Annotated in this window: 22 protein-coding genes and 1 tRNA gene; 10 read left to right on the top strand and 13 right to left on the bottom strand. The window is 39.6% G+C overall.

Annotated features, from left to right (window positions below; genetic code table 11):
• Positions 1-173 precede the first annotated feature (173 nt).
• Both GBN19_RS05710 and groL read left to right on the top strand, forming a co-directional pair.
• Positions 174-464: a co-chaperone GroES gene (locus GBN19_RS05710; RefSeq protein WP_151777473.1), complete on the top strand. Its 291-nt coding sequence runs from the start codon at positions 174-176 to the stop codon at positions 462-464.
• Positions 465-520: 56 nt separating this feature from the next.
• Positions 521-2,155: a chaperonin GroEL gene (groL, locus tag GBN19_RS05705; protein ID WP_151777472.1), complete on the top strand. Its 1,635-nt coding sequence runs from the start codon at positions 521-523 to the stop codon at positions 2,153-2,155.
• Positions 2,156-2,488: 333 nt separating this feature from the next.
• On the opposite strand, the gene GBN19_RS05700 is transcribed toward groL, so the two are convergent.
• A tRNA-Ser gene (locus GBN19_RS05700) sits at positions 2,489-2,578 on the bottom strand.
• A 203-nt stretch (positions 2,579-2,781) separates the two neighbouring features.
• Here GBN19_RS05700 and greB point away from each other — a divergent pair.
• Complete coding sequence (gene greB, locus GBN19_RS05695; RefSeq protein WP_151777471.1) at positions 2,782-3,249, top strand: transcription elongation factor GreB; 468 nt, start codon at positions 2,782-2,784, stop codon at positions 3,247-3,249.
• Positions 3,250-3,621: 372 nt separating this feature from the next.
• The gene (locus tag GBN19_RS05690; RefSeq protein WP_151709842.1) at positions 3,622-4,737 is read left to right on the top strand and encodes a transglycosylase SLT domain-containing protein; all 1,116 of its coding nucleotides are present in this window, start codon (positions 3,622-3,624) and stop codon (positions 4,735-4,737) included.
• A 53-nt stretch (positions 4,738-4,790) separates the two neighbouring features.
• Here the strand turns inward: GBN19_RS05690 and GBN19_RS05685 are convergent, their stop codons facing one another.
• Together GBN19_RS05685 and ttcA are read right to left on the bottom strand one after the other, a co-directional pair.
• Positions 4,791-5,174, bottom strand: a complete 384-nt coding sequence (locus GBN19_RS05685; protein ID WP_151709841.1) for an SCP2 sterol-binding domain-containing protein — start codon at positions 5,172-5,174, stop codon at positions 4,791-4,793.
• A gap of 206 nt (positions 5,175-5,380) precedes the next feature.
• Positions 5,381-6,286, bottom strand: a complete 906-nt coding sequence (gene ttcA / locus GBN19_RS05680) for a tRNA 2-thiocytidine(32) synthetase TtcA (protein ID WP_151709859.1) — start codon at positions 6,284-6,286, stop codon at positions 5,381-5,383.
• A gap of 486 nt (positions 6,287-6,772) precedes the next feature.
• On the opposite strand from ttcA, the gene GBN19_RS05675 reads away from it, so the two are divergent.
• Positions 6,773-7,585: a lytic transglycosylase domain-containing protein gene (locus GBN19_RS05675; RefSeq protein WP_151777470.1), complete on the top strand. Its 813-nt coding sequence runs from the start codon at positions 6,773-6,775 to the stop codon at positions 7,583-7,585.
• A gap of 143 nt (positions 7,586-7,728) precedes the next feature.
• Entirely contained in the window at positions 7,729-8,634 is a 906-nt protein-coding gene (gene htpX, locus GBN19_RS05670) for a protease HtpX (RefSeq protein WP_151709839.1), read from the top strand.
• Between the two features lie 36 nt (positions 8,635-8,670).
• On the opposite strand, the gene GBN19_RS05665 is transcribed toward htpX, so the two are convergent.
• Positions 8,671-9,360 carry a pirin family protein gene (locus GBN19_RS05665; protein WP_151777469.1) on the bottom strand — a complete coding sequence of 230 codons (690 nt, stop codon included), beginning with the start codon at positions 9,358-9,360 and terminating at the stop codon, positions 8,671-8,673.
• Positions 9,361-9,552: 192 nt separating this feature from the next.
• Between GBN19_RS05665 and GBN19_RS05660 the strand changes: the two genes are divergently transcribed.
• A complete protein-coding gene (locus GBN19_RS05660) occupies positions 9,553-10,167 on the top strand; it encodes a cytochrome b/b6 domain-containing protein (RefSeq protein ID WP_151777468.1) in 615 nt (204 codons plus the stop codon).
• Here the strand turns inward: GBN19_RS05660 and GBN19_RS05655 are convergent.
• The 9 genes from GBN19_RS05655 to GBN19_RS05615 all read right to left on the bottom strand — a co-directional run bounded on the left by GBN19_RS05655 (position 10,147) and on the right by GBN19_RS05615 (position 17,554).
• Entirely contained in the window at positions 10,147-10,788 is a 642-nt protein-coding gene (locus GBN19_RS05655) for a DUF2238 domain-containing protein (protein WP_151777467.1), read from the bottom strand. The two genes, GBN19_RS05660 and GBN19_RS05655, sit on opposite strands and share 21 nt — an antisense overlap.
• Positions 10,789-10,874: 86 nt before the next feature.
• Positions 10,875-12,263 carry an adenylosuccinate lyase gene (gene purB, locus GBN19_RS05650; protein WP_151777466.1) on the bottom strand — a complete coding sequence of 463 codons (1,389 nt, stop codon included), beginning with the start codon at positions 12,261-12,263 and terminating at the stop codon, positions 10,875-10,877.
• Positions 12,264-12,310: 47 nt separating this feature from the next.
• Positions 12,311-13,048, bottom strand: coding sequence for a high frequency lysogenization protein HflD (gene hflD, locus GBN19_RS05645; protein WP_151709834.1), 738 nt, complete (start codon positions 13,046-13,048; stop codon positions 12,311-12,313).
• Between the two features lie 12 nt (positions 13,049-13,060).
• A complete protein-coding gene (gene mnmA, locus GBN19_RS05640) occupies positions 13,061-14,194 on the bottom strand; it encodes a tRNA 2-thiouridine(34) synthase MnmA (RefSeq protein ID WP_151777465.1) in 1,134 nt (377 codons plus the stop codon).
• Between the two features lie 4 nt (positions 14,195-14,198).
• Complete coding sequence (locus GBN19_RS05635; protein ID WP_151709832.1) at positions 14,199-14,687, bottom strand: NUDIX hydrolase; 489 nt, start codon at positions 14,685-14,687, stop codon at positions 14,199-14,201.
• A gap of 63 nt (positions 14,688-14,750) precedes the next feature.
• The gene (locus GBN19_RS05630) at positions 14,751-15,287 is read right to left on the bottom strand and encodes a gamma carbonic anhydrase family protein (protein WP_151777464.1); all 537 of its coding nucleotides are present in this window, start codon (positions 15,285-15,287) and stop codon (positions 14,751-14,753) included.
• A gap of 96 nt (positions 15,288-15,383) precedes the next feature.
• Positions 15,384-16,532, bottom strand: a complete 1,149-nt coding sequence (gene dacC, locus GBN19_RS05625) for a D-alanyl-D-alanine carboxypeptidase PBP5/6 (RefSeq protein ID WP_151709830.1) — start codon at positions 16,530-16,532, stop codon at positions 15,384-15,386.
• A 110-nt stretch (positions 16,533-16,642) separates the two neighbouring features.
• Positions 16,643-17,041 (bottom strand): MCR_0457 family protein, encoded by a 399-nt coding sequence (locus GBN19_RS05620; protein WP_151777463.1) that lies wholly within the window; start codon positions 17,039-17,041, stop codon positions 16,643-16,645.
• A 153-nt stretch (positions 17,042-17,194) separates the two neighbouring features.
• Positions 17,195-17,554, bottom strand: coding sequence for an MCR_0457 family protein (locus GBN19_RS05615; protein WP_228271217.1), 360 nt, complete (start codon positions 17,552-17,554; stop codon positions 17,195-17,197).
• A gap of 94 nt (positions 17,555-17,648) precedes the next feature.
• Between GBN19_RS05615 and surE the strand changes: the two genes are divergently transcribed.
• The 3 genes from surE (at position 17,649) to GBN19_RS05600 (ending at position 20,393) form a co-directional block, all read left to right on the top strand.
• Entirely contained in the window at positions 17,649-18,437 is a 789-nt protein-coding gene (gene surE, locus GBN19_RS05610; RefSeq protein WP_151777462.1) for a 5'/3'-nucleotidase SurE, read from the top strand.
• A gap of 110 nt (positions 18,438-18,547) precedes the next feature.
• Positions 18,548-19,381 (top strand): peptidoglycan DD-metalloendopeptidase family protein, encoded by an 834-nt coding sequence (locus tag GBN19_RS05605; protein ID WP_151709827.1) that lies wholly within the window; start codon positions 18,548-18,550, stop codon positions 19,379-19,381.
• Positions 19,382-19,463: 82 nt separating this feature from the next.
• Complete coding sequence (locus GBN19_RS05600) at positions 19,464-20,393, top strand: LysR family transcriptional regulator (protein WP_151777461.1); 930 nt, start codon at positions 19,464-19,466, stop codon at positions 20,391-20,393.
• Positions 20,394-20,419 lie beyond the last annotated feature (26 nt).

The following is a 20,419-nucleotide window of genomic DNA, read 5'->3' as shown; positions in this document are numbered from 1 at the left end:
GTTTTAGCCTAAAAAAACTGCAAAAAATGGATTTTTTTTTGAAATGCCCCTTGAAGCCTGATTTTCTATCCCCAAAAAAATGACATCACAAACAGTTATTGATAATGACGCAAAGGAATTACGATAAGCGTCATTTTTGATTGAAACAAAGACTTAGTCTGATGGAGTTTTATATGAGCAACATTCGTCCGTTACATGATCGCGTTGTTATTCGTCGTGTAGAAGAAGAAACTAAAACTGCAGGTGGTATCTTGTTACCAGGTTCAGCGGCAGAAAAACCAGCTCAAGGTGAAATCATTGCTGTGGGTAATGGTCAAGTGACTGAGCATGGCGTTCGTGCATTAGATGTAAAAGTAGGTGACAAAGTCTTGTTCGGTACTTATGCAGGTACAACTGTAAAAGTAAGCGGTGAAGAACTTCTTATCATGAAAGAGTCTGACATCTTAGCTGTTTTGGAAGGCTAATTTTCAACCATTCATATCAGATCAAGTAAAAAGCAAAAATTCGGAGTAAATAAATAATGTCAGCTAAAGACGTAAAATTTGGTGATTCAGCTCGCTCTAAAATGATTGCAGGCGTAAACGTTCTTGCAGACGCAGTGAAAGTTACTTTAGGCCCTAAAGGTCGTAACGTGGTTATTGACCGCTCTTTCGGTGCACCACACATCACTAAAGATGGTGTTACTGTTGCAAAAGAAATTTCACTTAAAGACAAGTTTGAAAACATGGGTGCTCAACTTGTTCGTGAAGTATCTTCAAAAACTAACGACATCGCGGGTGATGGTACAACGACTGCAACTGTACTTGCACAAGCAATTTTGAATGAAGGTATCAAGTCAGTGACAGCGGGTATGAACCCAATGGATCTTAAACGTGGTATTGACCTTGCAGTTAAAGCATTGGTTGCAGAAATCAAAGCAACTGCAAAACCTGCATCTGATACTAAAGCGATTGAACAAGTCGGTTCGATCTCTGCAAACTCTGATGAAACTGTGGGTAAATTGATTGCTCAAGCAATGGAACGCGTTGGTAAAGAAGGCGTAATCACAGTTGAAGAAGGTTCAGGCTTTGAAGATGCGCTTGACGTTGTAGAAGGTATGCAGTTTGACCGCGGTTATATCTCTCCATACTTCGCGAACAAACAAGATACTTTGACTGCTGAATTAGAAAACCCATTCATTCTTCTTGTAGATAAGAAAATCAGCAACATTCGTGAGTTAATCACTGTATTGGAAGCAGTTGCTAAAACTGGTAAACCACTTCTTATTATTGCTGAAGATGTTGAAGGTGAAGCGCTTGCAACACTTGTTGTTAACAACATGCGTGGCATCATTAAAGTATGTGCAGTGAAAGCGCCTGGTTTTGGTGACCGCCGTAAAGCAATGCTTCAAGACATCGCAATCTTGACTGGCGCTACAGTGATTTCTGAAGAAGTGGGTATGTCTTTAGAACAAGCGACTCTTCAAGATTTAGGTACAGCGCACAAAATCACTGTTTCTAAAGAAAATACAGTGATTGTTGATGGCGCTGGTGATGCTGCTGCTATCGCTGAGCGTGTTCAACAAATCCGTGCTCAAATCGAAGAATCTACTTCAGAGTATGACCGTGAAAAATTACAAGAACGCGTTGCTAAATTGGCAGGCGGTGTTGCTGTTATCAAAATTGGTGCAGCAACTGAAGTTGAAATGAAAGAGAAGAAAGATCGTGTTGACGATGCACTTCATGCTACACGTGCTGCTGTAGAAGAAGGTGTTGTTGCGGGTGGTGGTGTAGCGCTTGTACGTGCTGCAACTGCGCTTGACGGTGTAACTGGCGCGAATGATGACCAAAATGTAGGTATCAACATTCTTCGTCGTGCAATTGAAGCACCACTTCGTCAAATCGTTGCTAACGCTGGTGATGAACCATCAGTTGTTGTCAATGCAGTGAAAAGTGGCGAAGGTAACTTCGGTTACAACGCTGCGACTTCAGAATATGGTGACATGTTAGAAATGGGTATTCTTGACCCTGCAAAAGTAGCACGTTCTGCACTTGAACATGCTGCTTCTGTTGCAGGTCTAATGCTGACAACTGAATGTATGATCACTGACATTCCTGAAGACAAACCAGCTGTTCCAGATATGGGCGGTATGGGTGGTATGGGCGGAATGATGTAATTATCATCTCTGCACTTACTGAATAAAAAAGTCCTCGCTTTATGCGAGGACTTTTTTTGAATATTTAAAATCTTGATTTTATTTGTTTAAAAATAAAAATAATAAGTTTTTTATTTTTAGGGCATCTAAATTAAGAAATTTTTAAGTTTAGATTTTTATGATAACAACTATAGGAATTCTGCTGTAGTTTCCTATTTTGGCCATACTCCTTACTGACAGAGTATGGCTTTTTTTTGCCTAAAATTTATGATTTATATTTTTAAATATCTATTTTTACTTTCCATTTCCCATAAAAAAAGCTCTTATATTATCTATAAGAGCTTTTTTTGAATTTGGCGGAAGCGGTGAGATTCGAACTCACGGAGGACTCACACCCTCGTCGGTTTTCAAGACCGGTGCATTAAACCGCTCTGCCACGCTTCCAATGTGCGTAATCATATCGATAAATATTGAGTTTGACAACTTTTTTTTATATTAAAATTTTTAAATGATTAAAATAGCGACGAAATGGGGCGTATCTCAACTAAGATCAAAAGACTTAAAATATATGGTAATTTAACTTTGTGCTTTAAACTGATTAAAATACAGCAATCGTAAATTATTAAAATTTCATTGAGCACAAATTGATGCAGCGTAAATTATTGACAGCAGAAGGGTATCAACGTTTACAAGATGAATTAAATCATTTGGTACGAATCGAGCGACCTGAGATCACCAAGATTGTGTCTTGGGCAGCCAGTTTAGGCGATCGGTCTGAAAATGCTGATTACCATTATAATAAGCGAAAATTACGTGAAATTGATCGTAGAATTCGCCATTTGACTAAGCTGTTTGAAGTCGCACAAAAGGTTGAATATCATCCGCAGCAGCAGGGTAAAGTATATTTTGGTGCATGGGTTGAATTAGAGAATGATGAACAGGAAATCGCTCAATTTCGTATCGTGGGGGATGAAGAAATTTATGGCAATAAAGATTATATTTCTTTGCAAGCGCCAATTGCTAAAGCCTGCCTTGGAAAAGCGGTTGATGATGAGGTACAGGTACATACACCAAATGGTGTTAACAATTGGTATATCATAAAAATAAAATATTGATAAATATAAATTAAATGATATCTAAAATATTGTTAAAAGTTACAGATGACATCACTTTGTCCTGATTTAAATCATCTTTATTTGATATAACATTGAGCATCAATTTTGATGGAGGATGATTATCTGCGCTGTGATTTTCTACACGTAAAAGTTTGACTTTTAATTTCTATGTCTATATTATGCGCAACTCTTATTTATTTTTGGTTATTTTTTCGTCTAGGTTGTTGATTTTAATATGACTTAGTTTCTTCCATTTATGTCATTTTTTTAAATGATGTCATGACTGCCCCCTAAACATACGTTGATCAACTAATTGAAATTTGGGTCATGCTCGATTTCATTGGGTAGTTAATTCTCTGTCGTGGAGTCACCATGTATAATCAAACATTGGCAGATAGGAGGCGTTTTCGCCTAAACAATCTAAAAATATCCTTGCCAACAAAAGCCCTTGCATTTGGGTTAGCTATGCTGCCATTACATGCGATTAATGCCAGTAAAGCCAATAATCAATACGCTCAGGTTGTGAGTCGTAATACATTGACAGTTGTAACTGTTCAAAGTCCAACAACAGTTTTCAATGATGGACAATATTTACATGGCTTTGGCTATGATCTCATGCGCAATTATGCACAGAGTTTAAATGTTCAACTCGAGTTTAAAATTGTTGATAGTAATGCCACTGCCTTGAAATGGGTCGCCAAAGGTAAAGCCAATTTGGCATTAACCAATGCAGATTTTACCAGTGTTGAGAAAAAGAACTTAATGTCTTTTTCTGCAAGTTGTGGGGATTTTAATGTCCTACAACAAAATGGTTTAGATACTGCATTAAATTTAGTATTTAAGGATGCTGAAGACCGTTTAACTCAAACGGCAAGCGGATTTATTTGTCAGTCAAAGAACAATGGTTTACTTGGGCATCTTGCCTCATTTTATAATCATCATGTTGTGAAAGAAGAATCTTGGGATACGATTGAACGTGATTTGCAACAGCGTATGCCGATTTATCGTGCCAGTTTTGAGCGAGCAGCGCAACAGTATAATCTCAATTGGCATATGCTGGCTGCGATGGGATATCAGGAATCTTATTTAAAACCTGATTCTATTTCACCCACGGGTGTCCGTGGTTTAATGATGCTGACCAATGAAACAGCTAAGGCAATGGGTATTGAAGACCGTGTTGATCCTGAGCAAAGTATTCAGGGTGGAGCAAAATATTACGATTTGCTTTTGACAAAGTATGATTATATTCCAAATCCTGATCGTCACTGGTATGCCTTGGTCGCCTATAATATGGGGCCAGGTGCAGTCGCTGTGATTCAAAAACAACTTCAGCAGCAAGGTGAAGACCCAAATAGCTGGCTGAATATATATGCTTATTTACAGCAGCATCAAATGAGTAATTCACGCTATCGTCAAGCTTTACAGTATGTCACGCGTATTCGTGCTTATTTGGAGCATATTCAGATGCAGCAGCGTATAGAGGTTTAGGAAATAAAAAAAGGAAGTTAAATAACTTCCTTTTTGCATTCAATACACTCAAATTAAGCAGTATGTTGCAGAATTTCTTTATAGAGCGTTTTTTGTTCTTGGCTAGGGCGTGCTGTTTGCAATGCCATAAGTTGAGACATGTCGCCCTGAACTTTTATTTTGCCTGTCATAAATGCTTGCATTGCTGCGGTTAGATCAAACTCAAGGAAAACTTTGCGTAAAGTATCTTCATCTAGGTTTAATGTGGTTTTTGCATTATCCGCAAGCCCTTTTTGAATTTTCCCACCATCAAGAGAAAGCTCAGTATTTCCACTGGTATTATTGACGACAAAATTAATGGCTAAATTCTTTAATGCTGGCGGCAAATTCAAGTCTCCTGCTTGAGCAGTGAGCTGTTCAACTGTAGAAAACCAATCTTCTGATAGAAAAGCAGGCATAGTTATTCCTCTAATTTGTTTATCCTTAGATCTATATGCATTTTTTGCACAAGTCTGTTCTGCCTTGTTATAACATGATCTTATCGAAAAAAGCGGTTTTTTTATAAACTGGTGGGATAAATCACACAGAAATCGTAAGAAAGTATAAAAAAGGCACAACCATATAACATGATTGTGCCCGACATTACGCAGCGATGGAAATGTGATTATTCGGCTGCAAAGCTTAAATTGACGACATCTAATCGTTTTTTCATGTCTTCAGGATCTTTAAGATCAAATTCACGTTGGGAATCGAGTGCCTCAAAATCAAATAGCTCACGGTCAGCCAGTTGTGATGGTGAAACATTCTGTAGAGCACCAAAAATACTATGAAGACGTTTTGGATATTTTTGATCCCATTCGCGTAGCATTTCATTTAACATTGCACGTTGAAGGTTTTCTTGAGAACCACACAAGTTACATGGAATGATTGGAAACTTACGCATCTCGGCATATTTGATGATGTCTTTTTCTTCAACATAAGCCAATGGGCGAATCAAGATATTTTTCTTATCAGAAGAGAGAAGCTTCGGTGGCATCGCCTTTAAGCTACCGCCATGAAACAAGTTTAGGAAGAATGTTGCAATAATATCATCACGATGATGACCTAAAGCGACTTTAGTTGCGCCAATTTCTTGTGCAAAGCCATACAGTGAACCACGGCGTAAACGTGAACAGACCGCACAGTAGGTTTTGCCTTCAGGGGTTAAGCGTTTGGTAATACTGTAGGTGTCTTTTTCAAGAATATAATATGGAATATTATTTTCTTCTAAATAACGTGGTAAAACATCTTCAGGAAAACCGGGTTGTTTTTGGTCAAGGTTGACGGCAACCACATCAAAATTGATGGGTGCAATACGTTTAAACTGCAACAAAATATCAAGCAGAGTATAGCTGTCCTTTCCACCCGAAATACAAACCATCACCTTATCGCCTTCCTCGATCATTTTAAAGTCACGGATGGCATGACCGACTTGACGACGAAGTTTTTTGAGTAGGCGATAATAAGCCGAACTGGTTGGAAGTTCAGGTTTAAAATTAAATCCTTGGTTGGATTCAACTGGAGAGTACATAGACACACAAACTCTTGGAAAAAATATCGCGCAATTTTAGCTGATTCGGGATGGCTTCGCATCTGTGCATACACATTTATTCATATATTTTTTATTGTCATCAAAATGTCCTTGAAGCACTCTAAACTATTTAAATGAGTAGGTTTGCCTTGAAATTGGTGAGTTTTTTGACAATTCACAGTTTTCCACAAAAATTGTGGATAAAATTGTGGATAACTAAGCCCTTGACAGGAGTAATCGTCCGTTGATTAAGGCTTAGAAACACATTGATCATTTTTTAACCTTTTTTTATTATTTAATAATTTCAATGGTTTATTGCTGTCAATAGACCTTGGCTTAAAAAAAATTAAATTTTTTTTTGATTACTCGCCCAACAATTTAACTTGATTTTTTTAACTAAGCTTGTTAAAAAGCACAGCACATACTGTTTTCCTGTTACAATCAAATACAATTGTTTGCACAGAACGCTTACTGGTAAACACAACAATGAAAATACTATACAAAATTGTACTGCTTTCTCTCTCTACGCTAGGAAGTTTGGGTTTAGCTTCTTGGGTACATGCTGGACAAATTTATACTTATCAAGATGGTAATGGAACACCACTTCTTACGAATCGTAAGCAAAGTGGCGCACATTTAACGAAAATTAAAGTCACTTATTATAAAGACAGTAATATCCATAGTTACCATAACTGGGGAGGCTCAGAAGCTTCTGTGCTGCCTAGCTATAGCAAAAATAAAGATGCTTTTGATCAAATTATTCATCAGGCAGCTCAGCAACATGGTTTAGCTGAAGGATTGATTAAAGCAATTATGCATACTGAGTCAGGCTTTAATAGTAATGCACGTTCGCCTGTGGGGGCGCAAGGTTTGATGCAACTTATGCCTGCAACTGCTAGACGCTTTAATGTCAATAATCCTTATGATCCACAACAAAATATTTTTGGTGGTGCAAAGTACCTAAGTTTATTGTTGAAACGTTATAGTGGTAATACGCACTTGGCATTGGCTGCATATAATGCGGGGGAAGGGAATGTTGATAAATATGGTGGAATTCCTCCGTTTAGAGAAACCCAAGATTATGTACGCCGCGTGATGAGTCGTTACAATAATTTATATACCTCTGGAATTCGTCTAGACAGCGCGATTAAAGAAAGCTCAGTTGAACCTGTAACCGCTGCAGCTACAGCAAAAAATAATACCAATAACAGTCAAGCACTGAATATACATAAGTCGGCGGGTCGGCGAATTGTACAATTATCAGATGGTACATTTACAGATATAGCTGTACGCAATTAGTCTTGTTATACAATTCGGAAACATGATTTTTATATGTTGATACGGATTTATTCTTGAATTTTATGATCTCAGGTCGCATATTAGTTACATGATTTATCTGTAAGATAAATCATGTTTTTTTCTATTATAAGAGGATTTTCTCGATGATGCGGATTGGTTTGTTTTTGCTTACCAACCTCGCGGTACTGGTTGTCGCTGGTCTTATTTTGTCCGTATTGGGTGTCGGAAGTTACCACGGTGCAGGTGGACTTAACTTAGGCAACCTACTCGTAATCTGTTTTGTCTTTGGTATGGTTGGTTCTTTGATTTCGCTGTTTATGTCGAAGTGGATGGCTAAGAAAACCACAGGGACTGAATTAATCGATCCAAACGCACCACGTAACCAAGCTGAAGTTTGGTTATTGCAAACGGTTGCAGACCTTGCACAACGTTCAGGGATTCGTATGCCAGAAGTGGGTATTTTCCCATCTTATCAATCGAATGCCTTTGCGACAGGTTGGAATAAAAATGATGCGTTAGTTGCAGTTTCTACAGGTCTGCTTGAGCGCATGAATCAAGATGAATTACGTGCGGTACTTGCTCATGAAATTGGGCACGTTGCCAACGGCGATATGGTGACTTTGTCGTTAATTCAAGGTGTAGTGAACACCTTTGTGATGTTCTTTGCACGTGTGGTTGGTGACTTTATTGACCGTAACGTGTTTGGTCGCCAAGATGATGAAGCTCCTGGTATGGGTTATTTTATCATTACAATGGTCTTGGATATTGTCTTTGGTATTTTGGCATCAGCGATTGTGATGTGGTTTTCGCGTTACCGTGAATACCGTGCAGATGAAGCAGGTGCGCGTTTGGCAGGTAAACAAGCCATGATTTCTGCATTGTTGCGCTTGCAAGCTGAAACTGAAATGCCTGATCAAATGCCAAGAGAAATGAAAGCACTTGCAATTACGGAAGGTAAGGAACAAGGCTTTAGTCTTGCAGCTTTATTTCAAACTCACCCAACTATTGAGCAACGTGTCGCTGCCTTACAGCAGTTGAACTGTTCATAAGAAAAAGAAAGCCTCCAATTTGGAGGCTTTTTTGTTTTAGGCTTGTGGTAAATCAAACCAGATCATTTGACTGTCTTGTTGTGCTTCAATCTGACAGTCTTCAGCAAAGAGTAATGCATCTCCAGCATTGACTAACTGATCACCCATTCTCACCTGACCTGAAATGACATGAATATAATTGAGCTGTCGAGTCGCTTTAACGTCAAGCTGTTGACCTTGATTCAAATAGGCTGCTTTAACTTCAGCATCTTGTCGAATCTTCATTGGCGCATTCTCTGTTCCAACAATTAAATGCCATTGATTCGGCTGTTGTTTCGGGTCTCGCTGAATCTGTTGATAACTAGGTTCTGCATTACGAATATTCGGATGAATCCAGATCTGTAACATATGTACAGCTTCATCGCCCTGATTAATTTCGCTGTGCTGAATCCCTGTTCCTGCACTCATCAGTTGCCATTCACCCGCGGCAATTTGAGTTTGATTTCCCATTGTGTCTTTATGACTAATGGTGCCTTTAAGCACACAGGTCAAAATTTCCATATTATCGTGTGGATGTGTACCAAAGCCTTTATGAGCAGCAATGGTGTCATCATTAATGACGCGTAATACACTGACTCCCATGTACTTTGGATTGTACCAACTTCCAAAAGAAAAGCTGTGATAGGTGTCTAACCAGCCTTCTTTGACATGTCCACGTTCTTCGCTACGATGTAAATAACTTTGCATAATCTGATCTCCACATGACATTTCATGTTGTCTTAGAGATAGTTTAGGTATTTTATAAAATAAGATAAACTAAGGTAAATACAACGAAATATCCTATAAATGCAATAATCTTTGAATTTTCATATCAGAGGCTAATCAACACTTAAGTTATCTGCGGCAACATGAATCTAAAAGCCAATTTTTGGATGGAAGATGAATAAAGTCATTCCTGCAAGCCATATAGATAGTGTAATTCGTTTACTGCATCTCATTATTTTAGTGAGTTTCACAGGTGCTTACTTTACTGGTGATAACTTCGATTTACATCAGCTTCATATGTTGTTTGGTTACTTGTTGGCAATTGCATTGGGTTTGCGGATTGTTTGGCAATTCCTTGCAGCTAAAATGAAAGTCAGTCGACCTTTTGGATGGATCAAGCGTCAGCAAATGAGTTTTAACTTTCTTAAATTGGGTAAACAACAGGCTTTAGGGTCACAGAAATCACTTCAGTATTTAAGCTCAGCATTATTGCATTTGAGCATTTTTTTGATGGTTTTGCTCCTGCCGATGACAGTCATTTTAGGTTATATCACTGAAACAACAGGGCAGCATAATATCAAAGAAATTCATGATTTGTTTGCTAATCTCTTTTTAGGTGTAGTGATTGTGCATCTCGCAGCGATTGTTTTAAACAGTTTGGCGATTCGCCAAATCATTTTTCAAAAAATGTTCTGGATCAATGAGGAAATACAACCAAAAGTATTGCTCTATGCTGCCTTGATTGTGTGTACCGTAATCGTGTTTAGTTTATGGTTTATGTTGACTTAATTTATTTTGAATCAGATCAATAACAGCAAAAATTAAACATCCAATGCTAGCAAGAAACATGTCTTTGTGGGCATCCCAAACATCGCCTTGTTGACCATTGTAATTTTCAGCCGCTTCAGGTGATAAGCCAATCGCAATCCACCACTCAATCAGCTCATACAGCATACTCGATGCCATGATCCATTGAATGACTAAAAAGTTGAGCTGTTTTCTTGAAGCTTGTGGAAAATAAACGTGGAAGATACGTTGAAAAAAAGGAAATAGTAGAAAACCATAACTGAAATGAACCAGACGATCATACATGTTGCGTGACCAATGCATGGATGCATTCAAGTCAAAACCGAATAGGCTTTTAATCCAGTCGTTATAAGGTACATAAGAATACAAATAATGCGCACCCAGAATATGAATGATCAGGAAGCCGATATAGAAACTAAAGCTCAGAAAGTTCAGCGCAAATTTTTTAAAGCAATAACCTAAAACCAGCAGCATGATGATAGTACCTGCTTGATGTAATAGATAAGCAGCATATTCTAAGGGTTGAATGCTCGCTAAGATTAATGTGACAGTTAGGATTGCAACGGTAATCAAATGTTTAAGGGTATATTGTTTTTCGAGCATATTCTTAATTTTTTATTGGTGGTGATTTCGATAAAGGCAAAAAAGCGAAGCCGAAGCTTCGCTTTTTCTAAGCAATCATTTTTAACTTAAAGTTTGTTGATTAATGCTTTAATTTGTTTGGCTTGGTCAGCAGCATTACCTGTATAAGTTGCAGGTGTGAGTTCAGCTAGACGAGCGCGTTCTTCACTTGGAACTTGAGCAAGTTCAGTACCATTGACGAAGTCAACCATCATTTCACGTGTCATGGCTTGACCACGAGTTAATGCTTTTAATTTCTCGTATGGCTTTTCAATGTTGTAACGACGCATTACCGTTTGAATTGGTTCAGCAAGCACTTCTTGAGCGTGGTCAAGATCTTCAAGAATACGGGCAGCATTCAATTCAAGTTTGCCAATACCTTTAGAGCAAGCTTCAAATGCGATTAAGCTTTGTGCAAAACCAACACCCATGTTACGAAGAACCGTTGAGTCAGTCAGGTCGCGCTGCCAGCGAGATACTGGAAGTTTTTCGCCTAAGTGCGCCAATACTGCATTGGCAAGACCCAAGTTACCTTCAGAGTTTTCAAAGTCAATTGGATTCACTTTGTGCGGCATGGTTGAAGAACCTACTTCGCCATCTTTCAATTTTTGTTTGAAGAAGCCAAGAGAGATGTAACCCCATACGTCACGGTTGAAGTCGATCAAAATGGTGTTGAAGCGACGAAGTGCATCGAACAATTCAGCCATGTAGTCATGTGGTTCGATTTGTGTCGTGTACGGGTTGAAGGTTAAACCTAAAGATTCAACAAATGCTTGTGAGTGAGCAGGCCAGTTGATTTCTGGATATGCTGACAAGTGGGCATTGTAGTTACCGACTGCGCCATTGATTTTACCCAACAATTCAACTTGTTTGAATTGTTTGATTTGACGTGCCAAACGGTAGGCCACGTTTGCCATTTCTTTACCCAAAGTGGTTGGGCTTGCAGTTTGACCATGTGTACGAGACAACATTGGTTGTTCTGCATGAGTTTCAGCCAAAGCAACGATTGAATCGATGATTTGCTGCATTGCAGTCACCAATACATCACGACCATTTTTCAACATTAAGGCATGAGACAAGTTGTTGATGTCTTCAGATGTACATGCAAAGTGAATGAATTCACCTGCATTTTTAAGTTCATCGATGTGTGCGATTTTTTCTTTCAAGAAATATTCAACCGCTTTTACATCGTGGTTGGTTGTACGTTCGATTTCTTTAATGCGGTTCGCATCTTCTTCAGAGAAATCAGCAACAATCGCATCTAAAGCTTGATTAGTTGCGGCACTAAAATCTGCAACTTCAATAATTTCAGGGTGTTTTGCAAGTGCTTGCAACCAACGAACTTCAACAGTTACACGCGCATGAATTAAGCCAAACTCAGATAGGTAAGGACGCAAAGCATCACACTTGCTCGCGTAACGTCCGTCTAACGGTGAGAGTGCAGTTAAAGCATTCATAAAGTTTCCTTCAATGTGGTGCAAAACACCTAAAACAAAAAACAGGGTTAAAGTTGACCAAGCTGATATTGCATGTGTGCAAGGGCTTGAATTTCTTGTAAATGCTTACGTTTACCGAATATTAGCTGCAATGAGCTACCACCAAGCTGTCGCCACAGGTGTGCCATTTGCAGTCCTGTAAATAACGAAGCACGGATTCGGTTGGTATGTTGAGAATCTTTGAACGCCTCAGCATTGCCACGAACTAAAATGCGTGGATTGATTTGTCCTGCGGTTTCGACATAGGTCTGTGCAAGATTGGCTAAAATGCTGGGGTGTAAATAATTTTGATCAAAAAAAGACAGTTGCTTTAAAATTTGTTGTTGTGATTTTGAGATTTTCTCAACGAAATTTGGATTTCGATAGACTTTCTTTTCCAATTGCAATAAACCCATGGCATAAGTCATGGGTAGTTTTGCAGTGGCAAGCTTTGGAACTTTACTTTTTGGTGTTGGAGTAAAAGGCTGAGTGATGCTTTGTTCTAAAATTTTTAAACCTAATGATAAATCAGTCAACTGACTAAAAAAATCTAGGGTTTCAGAAGAATTGTTTTCGGCTGGTCTGATGTTCAAACTGGCTTTAATCAATTGTTCAAAATAGAAATTACCACTTTCGCCAATACGATTCAGTCCTGTCATGGCAGTCATATGGGTCAGCTGGGCGGCTTGAAAAACCCCAGCTAACGCCAAAACACGATTCTGACGGACTGTAAAGTGTTGAGGCTGTTGAAAGGGAAGATCAACCATGCCTAAAAATTCCTAAAGAAAAGCAGGTTTAGGGGCGTTGGTATGATGAATCACACCACCACCTAAACAGTGATCATTGATATAAAATACAACACTTTGCCCTGGCGTTACAGCACGCTGTGGCTCATCAAACTCAACACGAACCGCGTCCTGAGTGTTTGTATCATAAAAAATGGTACATGCCTGATCAGGTTGGCGATAACGGGTTTTTGCTGTACAGCGTAAACCTGTTGCGGGAATGTCTTGTTCACCTGCAACCCAGTCAATTTTTTCACTCCACAAAGTCGTGCTTTGCATGAGTGGATGTTCATGACCTTGACCAACAACGAGACGGTTACCTTCAACATCTTTGTGTAGAACAAACCACGCACCTTCATGGGCATCTTTCATACCACCCAAACCAATGCCACCGCGTTGACCCAGTGTATAGTACATTAAGCCGTGATGTTCACCAACTTCTTGACCATTTTCTAGTACAATTTTTCCAGGTTGAGCAGGTAAGTACTGTTTAAGGAAGTCATTAAAACGACGTTCGCCAATAAAACAGATTCCCGTAGAGTCTTTTTTCTTCGCCGTCGCTAAATCGAGTTCCGCAGCAATTTTACGGACTTGTGGTTTTTCAATCTCACCGACTGGGAATAAGGTTTTATTGATTTCACGACCATGCACAGCATGCAGGAAATAGCTTTGATCTTTGTTTTGATCGACACCACGAAGTAGGGGTGCATAAGCTTCGCCTTTGCTGTTGTACTGTGTTGCACCACGGCGGGTGTAGTGCCCTGTTGCAATGAAGTCTGCACCTAAAGTTACAGCATGGTCTATAAACGCACGGAATTTAATTTCTTTATTACAGAGAATATCGGGGTTTGGTGTGCGTCCTGCTGCGTATTCGGCAAGGAAGTGTTCAAAGACACGATCCCAATATTCCATGGCAAAATTTGCGGTATGCAGTTTAATGCCAAGTTTGTCAGCAACGGCTTGGGCATCGGCTAAATCTTCGAGCGCCGTACAGTATTCTGTACCGTCATCTTCTTCCCAGTTCTTCATAAACAGACCTTCAACTTGATAACCTTGTTGAAGAAGTAAAGCAGCAGAAACAGAAGAATCTACACCACCAGACATACCGACGATGACACGTTGTTGCATAAAACTAGGCATCCAAATTTGAAGTTAGATTGGGAGAGAAAGGGTGTTCATGAATCATGGATAAAGGATACTTTTGACCAGTCAGACTGTCTTGAATGGCTTGAATCACCAATGGGCTACGGGCACGTCCAGAGTTCTGTAACTCCTCGAAAGAAAGCCATGTTGCTTGGAGAATACCTGTATCGAGTTGAGCATCGGGATGCTCTTCAACCACATGTGCCAAAAAGCAGAAACGAAAATAGGTTCGGTCTGGGAACATGGGGGGCGTATAGGTGTAAATCCCGAGCAAATGGTCGATTTCAACGTCATGCCCAGTTTCTTCGCGTGTTTCACGAATTGCTGCTTCAATGATCGTTTCACCAGCTTCAACATGCCCAGCAGGTTGATTAAACACAGGATGGGAAAACCCTTCAGAATGTTCTTCAACAAGGAGGAACTTTCCATGTTTTTCAACAACAGTGGCAACCGTGACATGCGCTGTCCAAGCAGTCATAAAAAAGCACCATGATCTAAAAGGTGTATTCTACAAAATTTGCACAGGAATGGCTATGTTGATTTAGTCCTGCTTTATATAGTTGTTGGCTACTTTGACATAATGTCGTGCTGAGTAGGGTAAAAATTCTTTTTCTTTTTCAGTTAATGGGCGAATTTTTTGTACAGGGCTACCCACATATAAATAACCACTTTCTAGGTGTTTACGGGGTGGAACTAAACTTCCTGCACCAATCATTACATCATCTTCAATGATGACATCATCTAAAATAACGCTATTAATCCCAACCAGAACACGGTTGCCAATCGTACAGCCATGTAAAGTTACATGATGCCCAATGGTGACATCTTCACCAATAATCAGTGGCGAACCATTTGGTTTGGCTGCATTTTTATGGCTGACATGTAGCATGTAGTGGTCTTGCACATTACTATTTTTGCCAATTTGAATCGAATTGACATCGCCTCGAATCACAGCAAACGGCCAAACTGAAACATGTTCTGCAAGTTGCACATCGCCAATCACAACAGACATTGGGTCAATATAACAACTGCGATGAATGTCGGGATGATGCTCTAGGTAGGGGCGGATATTTTTCATTGTATTGGGTAGAAATATTTTAAATATGATGGAGTATAAAAGAAAAAAGCATCTATAACGATGTCACAGATGCTTTTGTTAAAACAAAATCTTTAATTAAAATAATTTGCTAAAGAATTGTTTGATATGGTCGATTAAGCGCGAGAAGAAACCCGCTTCATCAACCGCTTTAAGTGCAACAACAGGTTTTTCGGCGATCACTTTACCATCTAGTGTTGCGACCAATTTACCAATCACTTGTCCTTGTTTAAGTGGTGCATTGACTTCAGATGAAATCTGCAAGCTGGTTTTAATATCGCTTGCCTGACCTTTTGGCATTGTGACATTAAAGTCTTCGGCTAAGCCTGCAGGAACTTCATTTTCGTCACCAAACCAAACCCGCACATTTTTTAAGGTTTGATTGGCAGGTTGTACTTTAACGGTTTCATAGTTTGCAAAACCCCAAGCCAATAATTCGCGAGTCTGTGAGGCGCGTTCATTAATGCTTGGTGCACCAAAAATGACGGTAATTAAACGCATTGGCCCACGTTTACTTGAAGTGGTTAAGCAATAACCTGCTTCATCGGTGTGACCTGTTTTTAAACCATCAACACTTGGATCTGTATACAGTAAAGGATTGCGGTTACCTTGTTTGATACCATTGAAAGCAAAGACTTTTTCTGAATAGATTGGGTAGTACTTGGCACTGTCATGAATGATATGTTGTGCAAGCGTTGCCATATCTTTTGCAGTTGAATAATGTCCATCAGAAGGAAGACCAGTGGCATTCATAAAGTGGGTGTTATTCATCCCAATGCGTTTGGCTTCTTGGTTCATCATGTAGGCAAATGTGCCTTCATTCCCCGCAATGTGTTCAGCCATTGCTTTGGATGCATCATTACCTGACTGAATAATAATCCCGCGCAACATGTCAAGCACACTTGCTGTGCCATTCAATGGAACATACATACATGATTCGGTGCTACTGCCACGACACCATGCAGACTCGTTCATGCGAACTTTTTCACCTTCAGTGAGTTGACCCTTGAGAAGCTTTTGCTCAATGATGTAACTGGTCATCATTTTGGTCATTGAGGCTGGTGCCAGCTTCTCATTCTCATTTTTTGCAGCGAGTACCTGACCTGTTTCGTAGTCCATGAGCACATAAGATTTATTATTTAAATCTGGTGGCGAAGATAAGACAGTTGCTGCGTAGGAGAAAGATGGTAAAAGTAGTAAGGCAGCAAAGGCACTTTTTCTGCTCATTCTGGATATTCCAATGGTTGTAGCGGCAAACAAAGTCTAGCATTGTAGGACAAAGCCAAGTTGACTGCTAGAGAACAACTTGGCTTATTTCGATGAGTATTGTAACGAAATTAAGAATCTTTATTTAAGGTTGAAATTTCACTACAGATATCTTTATTTTGCTGCTCGCCTGCTTTTTTGGCATCATTTTGAGCTTCAATAATATACTTTTGGAAGTCTTTTTGTTGAGCACGTTGCTCTAATGCTTGTACGGGATCTTTTTCGTCTGGCAGGTTTTCTTTGGCAAGTGTTGCGAATCCTTCTTTGAAGCCTACTTCTTTGTCGTAACCATAGCTTGTGCAGAGCTGTGATAATACATAAATTGCAGCGAGTTCTTCAGGGGTTGTTTGATTGTGTTCAGGGGTCACTTCAATATTTTCTGCGGGTGCTTCAGCATAAGCCAATGAAATACCTAGGCTTGAACAGCTCAATACAGCAATCATAAATTTATGGGCAATTGACTTGATCATGGGCTACATATTATTCCTAAGACAGTACGGCAAGATTACCTGTTTTTCATGAAAATAGCAGCAGAAAAACTGTATTAAAGCTGTATTTTTGTACAGTATTTTTTAAAATAAAACAAAATGTTAGCTAGATAAAAGTCATTAAATCATAGGGGCTTAGGGTGCGTTTAAGACTTCGTCACATGCGGCCTTTAATTCAGCAGGACTCATTTCCTGACTATTGCTCTTACTTTCAGCAAGAAGCGATTGATATTCATGGTCTTGGCTTAAATTTTGTTTAAATTTTTCCTGAGAAAGGCTGTGTTGATTTTGCTCAATAAGACGTTGCATGTTCTGTTGAAATTTGGGGTTATGACCAATTACCTGATGGCATAGCTCAGACAGAACTTGTAATGATGCAATATCTTCTTTGGCAAGACTGTCTTGCTCATCAGTGCTTAACTCTGAACTTGCCGATGCAGGCAAGATGATGCCAAGGAGTAGGCTGGCACAAACAAAACGTTTTGCAAAAGACATGATATTGCTCACAAAGTTTTAGTGGATTCAATGCCGCCAATATATATACTTCTAAAACTTAATCAGCAAGTAGTTTTTTTCTAAGAGTTTTTTTGTGAATATTTTAATTGCCAATGATGATGGTGTTTTTGCACCAGGAATACAAGCTTTAGCTAAGGCTTTGAAACCTTTAGGGCGTGTTGTTGTGGTTGCCCCAGAATCGGAGCGGAGTGGCTTTTCTAGTGCGCTCACTTTAGATCGTCCCTTGCGCCCAGTAGAAATTATGCCTGATGTTTGGGCTGTCAATGGAACACCTGCGGACTGTGTTTACTTATCTGTGAATGGCTTATTCGATTTTGAATTTGATTTGGTAGTGAGTGGAATTAATAGTGGCGCAAATTTAGGCGATGATGTGCTGTACTCAGGTACCGTAGGTGCTGCTTTTGAAGGACGCTTAACTGCACATCCTGCGATCGCCGTATCCTTAGCAGGGACACATGTTCGCAATTATCAGTCACCTGATGATTATCGGGTTGCTGCGCAGTGGGTGCATGATTTTATTGCTCAAGGTTTACCTCAACTGCCTGAACGCCATATTTTAAATATTAATATTCCTGATGTTGCTGAATTAAAGGGAGCATTGGTGACTTATCAGGGACGACGTTATCAGTCTAAACCAATTACAAGTCATGTCGATCCACGGGGTCGTCAAGTTTACTGGATCGGATTGTCTGGGGAGGCTGTTGCTGAGCCTGCGAAAACAGCAGATCATTTACAGTCGGACTTTTATGCGATTAATCATGATTATGTCAGTATTACTCCGATTCAAATGGATGCAACCAATTATCAGGTTTTACAGCATTTACACGAACAACTAGTTGCAAGTGAAGATGATTCTTTGTGATGCTGTGTAGCGACTTTGTGACAAATCGGGTGAATTCGGTGTGTCACAACAAAATTTTGTTAATCTTAGTTGATCAATGGGACGTTTTATCGAATTAGAGAGGAAAGTTGATGCGGGTGTTGCAACAGCATCTTGTGAATAAACAAGTACAAATCACATGGTTAAAGCCATTATTCTTATCTGTCGCGGCGTTGACAGCGGTTGCACTTACAGGATGTGCATCTAAGCCACAAGTCCAGACTACCCATTACGCACATGCTCCAAATAACTATACAGTGCGTTCAGGAGATACCTTGAGTGGTATCGCAGCACGTTATGGGCTAGATTATCTTGCAGTTGCCCGTTTAAATAATATTCCATCTCCATATACAATTTATGTGAATCAATCTCTTAAGTTAAAGTCAACAGGATCTCGTCAAAATTCAACACCACCAATCGTGGTGAATAATCAGAAACAACAACAGAAGACAGCAGATCAAATACAACGTCGTAACTTGCCAAGCCCAAATCCTAAACCATCTGTAAACCGTGTACAGCCAGTTACACCACCAATCACTGAACCTGCTCAAAATGGTTTACAGTGGTTGCGTCCTTCAAATGGACCTGTAATTCAAAACTATAGTCTTGCCAATAATATAAAAGGCGTACGTTTTGGTGGTGAGCAAGGTGATCCAATTTTTGCAACCGCCGCAGGACAAGTGGTGTATGCAGATGATGGTTTAAAAGAGTTTGGTAATCTGATCTTGATTCGACATAGCAATGGTTATATCAGCGCTTATGCACATAACAGTAAAATGCTGGTCAAAAGTGGTCAGGCTGTTTCAGCAGGACAAAAAATTGCAGAAATGGGGTCAACAGGGGCTAATCGGGTCATGTTAGAGTTCCAAATCCGTTCAGATGGAAAACCAATCGACCCAATGTTGTTACTTGCAAAAAAATCATAGCAACTAATGCAAAAGTTGAATTCTCATCGGGTATTCAGGCGTATTATGATTAGATCACGCTTTTTTATACCGAGGGAAGGTAATGTTAGATCAACTTCGAGCAATGGGAGTATTTGCTTGTGTTGTCAAACAGAACTCTTTTAGTGGTGCTGCCCGTGAGTTGGGAATTACTACGAGTGCTGTCAGTCAGCAAATTCGCTCTTTAGAACAGGAGATGGATGCGACCCTGCTATACCGTTCAACTCGAAAAATTAGCTTGACCGAAGAAGGTCAAGTTTTTTATCAAAGTTGTAAGGAAATGCTCGCGGCTGCCGAACGTGGAAAAATTCGTATGAATGAACTGCGTGATGATCTTATTGGTGAACTTCGTATTGCAACAACACCTGAGTTGGCGGCAAATCATATTATTCCTGCGCTTTCGCAGTGGTTGTTTGCACATCGTGGTTTGAGTGTAAAGTTCGAGGCAGATACACAGTTTATTGATTTAAAAGAAAATCATATTGATATCGCATTACGCATGGCAGCTAAAGTTGAGGATACGACACTAGATACCATTCCTTTGGCGCGTGTTGAACAAGTTTTAGTGGCTTCGGCGGCTTATTTGAACCAGACAGCACCCATCAATACACCTGAAGACTTGAAGCAGCATTGTGTTTTGCCTGTACACACCATGCAAAATTGGCATCGTTTCTCTTTTCAGCATTGTTTATCAGAACAACGTGTCGACTTGGAAATGAAATCCCGCATTAGTACCAATAATATTTTTGTGGTGAAAGCTTTATGTCAAAATGGTTTGGGCTTGGCGCGGGTTTTGTATTTGGATGTACAAAAAGAATTAATGAATGGTGAACTGATTGAAGTTCTGCCTGACTGGAAATTACCAAGCTATACTTTGTATGCGGTAGCTGCGCCAATTGAGCAGCGCTCTGTGAAAACCCAACGTTGTATTGAAGCATTAAAAACTTATTTTAGTCAGATTCCGGGTGGACGTTTATTTAAGGCAGCATCTTGAAATAAACAGAGTCATCTCTAGAAATA

This window comes from Acinetobacter brisouii, from assembly GCF_008993995.1.
Taxonomy (GTDB): Bacteria; Pseudomonadota; Gammaproteobacteria; order Pseudomonadales; family Moraxellaceae; genus Acinetobacter; species Acinetobacter brisouii_A.
The sequence above is the reverse complement of the archived record's forward strand: the minus strand, read 5'-3'. Positions and strand labels throughout refer to the sequence as shown.